We start from the raw sequence: 5,670 nt of genomic DNA on the forward strand, positions 1-5,670 counted from the left end.
AGGCCTTCCAGGACGCGAAGAACGCAGCGCTGCGGGAGGCCGTGGAGCAGGTGGTGGGGGTGCTGATCACCTCCACGACGCTGACGTCCAACAGCCAGCTCGTCACCGACAGGATCCTCTCCAAGACGGACGGCTACGTGCGCAAGCACGAGGTCCTGAAGAAGGAGGAGGAGCGGGGGGTGATGAAGGTCATGATCCGCGCTCAAGTGGGCTCTGGCCGGATCGACAAGGATCTGCAGGCCATGCAGGCCTTGGTCCAACAGCTCGGCAGCCGCAAGCTCATCATCCTCTTGCACGAGCAGACGGTCAGCTCGGATGGCACCTCCATCACCAGCCAGACGATGAGCACCGTGCTCACCCAGGCCTTCGCGAAGGACGGCTGGACGATCCTCGACCCGAACTTCGCCATGGGCAAGGTCCGGCTGGAGCCAGGCGTCACCACGCTCTCCGACGTCGAGGCCCGGGAGCTCGGTGACCTCGCCCAGGCGGACTACATCCTCTATGGCAACGTCATCTATCGGCACCAGCCGCCGGGGAACACCGGCCTGCTGCCCGAGAAGGACCAGAGTGGCAGACAGATCCTCTTCTTCGTCTCCGGGGACTACAGCCTGTCCTTCTTCGCGACGGACAGCGGGACCCAGCTGACCAAGGTCGTCGGCAAGTTTGGCCACTCTACGGAGGACGTGGGGATGCACAAGAAGGTGCGGCCGGGCATCTCCTATGAGAACACGGCTCGTGAAGTGACCCAGGAGCGTGGCGATCAGGTGGTGCAGGCGGTGCGGGCCCCCGTCGCCGAGTACCTGCGCAACGCGATGATGAACGGCAGCCGCGTGGTCGTGAAGCTGAACGGGTTGTCGGACTACGGTGCGATTCAGGGCTTCATGAAGGTGCTCGGCCAGTCCCTGAGCGGGCTGCGCGAGATGGGGCAGGTGACCATCAAGGACGGCAAGGCGCGGTTCGATCTCACGGTCGTGGGCACCACGGACACCGTCGCCGAGTCCGTGAGCGGGAAGACCTACAAGGGCAAGAAGGTCAACGTGACGGGCATGTCGGGCAACACCATCGAAATCACGTTGGCGCGCTGATGCGCGGTGGGGGTTGGGCCACCGTCGCGCTGGTCGCGCTGGGCTGTGCCGGACGCCAGGAGGAGCCGGCGACGATGGCCCAGGCCCGGGAGCTGCTGCGCAACGCGGAGGCGCCGAGCGGGGATGTCGTGCTGCGGTGCGAGCCTCCGGACGCGGAGGTCTCCCTGGATGGTGTCACCCAGGGGCTGTGCAGTGACTTCCGGGGGGCGCCCCGGGGGCTGCGGGTGGGCGAGGGGCTGCACCAGATCGAGGTGAAGAAGGAAGGCCACTGGCCGTACACCACCTACATCGATCCCCACAGGGCCAGGGCCGTGCTGAATGTGCGGCTGCGACCGATGGGGACCGAGACTCCCGAGAGAGGTACTCCGTGAAGGCATGGCTCAAGTCGACCGTGGGTGTGTGGGGGTGGGCCGCCACCGCGCTGCTGCTGCCCGGCCTGGCGCTGGCGAGCGTTGGAAAGGTGTCGGCCCTGGAGGGCACGGCGAAGCGGACGAATGGGGAAGAGGTGAAGGCGCTCGAGGTGGGCTCGGAGATCGAGGTCAATGACACGATCGACGTTGGCCCTGCCTCCAACCTCAAGCTCACGCTGACAGACGAGAGCGTGATCATGCTGGCGGAGCGCAGCCAGCTCATCATCGACGAGGCCACGTTCGAGGGCCAGGATCGCAAGGGCTTCGCGGCGAGGCTTGGGTTCGGCAAGGTCTGGGCGAAGGTGAAGAAGGCGCTGGCGGGCTCGGACTCGAAGTTCGAGGTGCAGACCGATCGCGCGGTGGCCGGTGTGCGCGGCACGATCTTCCGGGTGGACTACGTCCACGACACGGCGAAGGCGATCATGCCAGCGGCGAAGCTGCGCATGATGGTGCGCGTGGTGGAGGGCCGCGTGGTGGTGAGCCGGCTCGTCCGCAAGGCGGTAGAAGGCCAGACCCCCGCCAGCCAGGACCCGAAGCCGGGTGAGCGGAAGCAGGTGGCTGCGCCCCAGGTGGTCTCCCTGGACGAGTGGGAGAAGAAATTCGTCGAGCTCCAGGGCAAGCAGGAGATAGAGGTGGGGAACGAGCTGGGGAAACCGGGGCCCCTGAACACGAAGGCAATGAAGGACGCGTTCGGCCGTTTCGTGGATCGCAACCAGTAGGTTCCTGACGAGGAGTCCTGTCATCGGACGTCGCAAGAAAGGCAGTGCTAGCGCGGTGAAGGCCCCGAAGGAGCCCCGCGCTGTGGCCGTCTCCCCGGCTGCTCCGGCTCCCAACGCCCCTGCGCCCCCGCTGCACGCCGTCCGCTCGCAGGTGTCCTCGGATCTGCCCGAGGACGAGGCGCGGCAGATCGATCTCACCTGGTCGCTGGTGATGGCAGCGGGGCTCGGGTTGGTGTTCGGACTGCTCGCGGTGTTCGGCGGCGTGGCGGTGCCAGTGCTGCTGGCGCTCACGGGCGCCTACGTCTTCAACCCGGTGGTCAGCGCGCTCGAGCGTCGCGGCGTGGACCGGACGTGGGGCACGACGATTGTCTTCGCGGCCTGCACGCTGGTGCTGGTGGGGGCGGTGCTCTACCTCATCCCCGTGTTCCAGGAGGAGGCGGCCAAGCTGCCGGACTTCTTCCGCCGGGCGAGCACGCAGGTCATCCCCCGGGTAGAGGGGCTGCTGGGAGTCTCGGTGCCCGAGTTCGTGAACCAGCGGACCACGGAGCTGGGCGCCAAGGCCTCCGAGCTGCTCAAGAGCGTCGGGCCCGCGGCGGCCCGGCTGGCCGCGAGCTTCGCGGGAAACACCGCCCGGTTCGTGGCGACGCTGCTCGGGCTGGCGGTGGTGCCGGTGCTCGGGTTCTTCTTCCTGCAAGACTATCCGCGGCTGATCGGGCTCGTGCGCGATCTCATTCCTCGGCGGGCGGTGGGGCTGGTGAGCCAGCGCTTCTCCGAGGTGGACGAGGTACTCTCCGCCTTCGTCCAAGGCCAGCTCACGGTGGGCTCGATCCTGTCGGTCATCTACAGCACGGGCCTGGTGATCGCTGGGATCGACATGGCCATCGTCATTGGCGTCATCGCGGGCTTCGGGAACATGGTGCCGTACCTGGGAACGGCGATGGGCCTGGTGCTGGCGCTGCTCGGGCTGATGCTGTCGTGGCAGGGGCCCTGGCAGCTCGCCGTGGTGGCGGGGACCTTCCTGGTGGCTCAGCTCTCGGAGGGGCTCGTCATCACCCCGCGCATCGTGGGCGAGAAGGTGGGGCTCAGGCCGGTGACGATCATCATCGCGATCCTCGCGTTCGGCGAGCTGTTCGGCTTCGTGGGCATCCTGCTGGCGGTGCCTGTGAGCGCCATCCTCAAGGTGGTGCTGCGCGTGGTGGTGCTGCGGTACCAGAAGACACCGATCTACACCGGTGGGACCACCGGGCCGTGAGCATCGCCGCCGCCGTCCTGGTGACGCTGCTGGCCCAGGCGCCAGCTCCGGCCGAGCTCCTCCTCCCTGGGTATCGGCTGCACCTGGTGGTGGACGAGTCGGTGGCGGCGGACGACCTGAGAGCGCTTGCCGGAAGTGGGACGGTGCTCTGGCTGCGCACGAGCTCGAACACCCTGCGGGACTCCACCCTCGAGGCGCTGGCCCTCTTCCCCGAGGCCTACGTTCAGCTCCGACCGCCCTTGAAGGAGGAGCACGTCCGCCAGCTCCGCAAGGCCCCTCGGGTAGGGGCATGGCTGGAGGCGCAGTCGCTCGCGGGCCCGGGGCTGCACTGGCTCGGACCCCGACGGAGCGCGGTGAAGATCCAAGGGGCGCTCGACGCGGAGCTCGTCCGGCGGCTGGGCGCGCTGCGTCCCTCGTGGAGCATCTGGGCTCCTGGCACCTCGGACATCAGCCTGGAGGCCTGGGGAACCTTCGCTCAGCTCCCTGGGCGCAAGCTGCTCTCCTGGTCTGGGGAGCTCGGCCCGCTGTGCCCCGAAGTCCCCTGGCGTGCGGCCCTGGCCACGATCTCCCTCCGACTGGAGGAGGGGGCAGCCGAGAGGACTTGCGGCCTGGGGCGCAGGGTCCTCATGAAGGGCTCACCCGAAGAGGTGGCGCTGGTGCCACTGCTGAAGCGGGAGACCCCCACGGAGCTGGAGATCGAGGTAGGAACGGGAGCGAGCGAGCTGGCACGGGCACGAGCCTGGGTCCAGCGGCTGGAAGAAGTGGTGCGAGGCCGGAGCAGGTGACGAAGCTCGAGCGAGTCCACGCGGAGATCACCCGGTGCCGGGCCTGCCCTCGGCTCGTGGAGTGGCGGGAGGAGGTGGCGCGAGTGAAGCGCCGCGCCTACCGGGAGTGGACCTACTGGGGCCGGCCCGTGCCCGGCTTCGGCGATCCTCGCGCGCGGCTGGTCATCGTGGGCCTGGCGCCAGCGGCCCATGGGGCGAACCGGACCGGACGGATCTTCACGGGCGACCGCTCGGGGGACTTCCTCTATGCGGGGCTGCACCGGGCCGGGTTCGCCAACCAGCCCACGAGCCAGCACCGGGATGACGGGCTCACGCTCGACGGCGCCTACATCACCGCGGCGGCCCGCTGCGCGCCTCCAGAGAACAAGCCGCTCCCCGAGGAGCTGGCCCGCTGCGCGCCCTTCCTCGATCGGGAGCTGGCGCTGCTGCCCGCGCGGGTGTTCCTGGCGCTCGGGGCCATTGGGTGGAACGCCGCCCTGGTGGCGCTGGCCCGCTCGGGGGTGGAGCTGCCCACACCCCGGCCGGCGTTCGGGCACGGGGCGGAGGTGCCCCTGCCAGGGGGCCGGACCCTCGTGGGCTGCTACCACGTCAGCCAGCAGAACACTCAGACGGGCCGCCTCACGCCCGCCATGTTCGACGCGGTCATGACTCGGGTGCGACGACTGTTGAATACCCCGTCACCATGAGTCAGGAGCGGTCAGGAAGAGGAGGAGCCCCCGTCGGTGTTTCCTTGACAGCTGCGGGAGGCCACTGCTATTCCCGCCGCGCTTTTCACACACGGGTCGTTAGCTCAGCGGTAGAGCACTACCTTGACACGGTAGGGGTCAGTGGTTCGATCCCACTACGACCCATCCTCAACGGAAGTCTCACAGCGGGCGGCAAGGCTTCCAGCAAGCCTGCCGCCCGTCGCGTTTCGAGGTCTCACACATGTCCGACATGATCACGGTGACGCTCCCCGATGGCAGCCAGAAGCAGACGGCTCGGGGAACTCCCATCGCGGACTTCGTGCGTGACGGCATCGGCGCTGGACTGGCCAAGGCGGCGCTCTTCGCGCGCATCAACGGCCAGGACGTGGATCTGGCCCGGCCGCTCACCGAAGACGCAAAGCTCCAGGTCTTCACCACCAAGAGCCCCGAGGCCCTGGAGCTCATCCGGCACGATGCCGCGCACGTGGTCGCCAGCGCCGTGCAGCGCCTCTTCCCGGGCACCCAGGTGACAATCGGCCCGGCCACGGAGGAGGGCTTCTACTATGACTTCTTCCGGGAGAAGCCCTTTACGCCCGAGGACCTGGAGAAGATCGAGGCCGAGGCCAACAAGGAGATCGCCCAGAACCTGCCCTTCGTCCGCTCGGAGATCTCCATGGACGAGGCGGTGGCCCTCTTCGAGGGCAAGGGCGAGAAGTTCAAGGTCGAGATCGTC

General features: G+C 68.3%; 7 protein-coding genes and 1 tRNA gene. All 8 read left to right on the plus strand.

Translation table 11 applies throughout. The features are described from left to right. On the plus strand, positions 1-1,085 hold a 1,085-nt coding region (locus VD972_RS37470), incomplete at its 5' end, for a hypothetical protein (protein WP_324993623.1). Continuing rightward, a complete protein-coding gene (locus VD972_RS37475; protein WP_324993624.1) occupies positions 1,085-1,456 on the plus strand; it encodes a PEGA domain-containing protein in 372 nt (123 codons plus the stop codon). The genes VD972_RS37470 and VD972_RS37475, both read left to right, overlap by 1 nt. Further along, positions 1,453-2,214 carry a FecR family protein gene (locus tag VD972_RS37480; RefSeq protein WP_324993625.1) on the plus strand — a complete coding sequence of 254 codons (762 nt, stop codon included), beginning with the start codon at positions 1,453-1,455 and terminating at the stop codon, positions 2,212-2,214. Before VD972_RS37475 ends, VD972_RS37480 begins: the two co-directional genes overlap by 4 nt. 82 nt (positions 2,215-2,296) lie before the next feature. Next, entirely contained in the window at positions 2,297-3,466 is a 1,170-nt protein-coding gene (locus VD972_RS37485; RefSeq protein WP_414654192.1) for an AI-2E family transporter, read from the plus strand. Further along, positions 3,463-4,251 carry a hypothetical protein gene (locus tag VD972_RS37490; RefSeq protein ID WP_324993626.1) on the plus strand — a complete coding sequence of 263 codons (789 nt, stop codon included), beginning with the start codon at positions 3,463-3,465 and terminating at the stop codon, positions 4,249-4,251. The genes VD972_RS37485 and VD972_RS37490 overlap by 4 nt, the downstream gene beginning before the upstream one ends. Further along, positions 4,248-4,937: a uracil-DNA glycosylase gene (locus tag VD972_RS37495; RefSeq protein ID WP_324993627.1), complete on the plus strand. Its 690-nt coding sequence runs from the start codon at positions 4,248-4,250 to the stop codon at positions 4,935-4,937. The genes VD972_RS37490 and VD972_RS37495 overlap by 4 nt, the downstream gene beginning before the upstream one ends. Positions 4,938-5,030: 93 nt before the next feature. Then, positions 5,031-5,102 (plus strand) — tRNA-Val (locus VD972_RS37500). Positions 5,103-5,178: 76 nt separating this feature from the next. After that, positions 5,179-5,670 (plus strand): TGS domain-containing protein (locus tag VD972_RS37505; RefSeq protein ID WP_324993628.1); only part of this gene is annotated, 492 nt, incomplete at its 3' end.

Source organism: Hyalangium sp., from assembly GCF_035629615.1.
Lineage (GTDB): Bacteria > Myxococcota > Myxococcia > Myxococcales > Myxococcaceae > Hyalangium.

Bases quoted from the DNA above. Each gene is read 5' to 3' on its own strand.
- VD972_RS37475 (WP_324993624.1), top strand. From the start codon at position 1,085: ATGCGCGGTGGGGGTTGGGCCACCGTCGCGCTGGTCGCGCTGGGCTGT.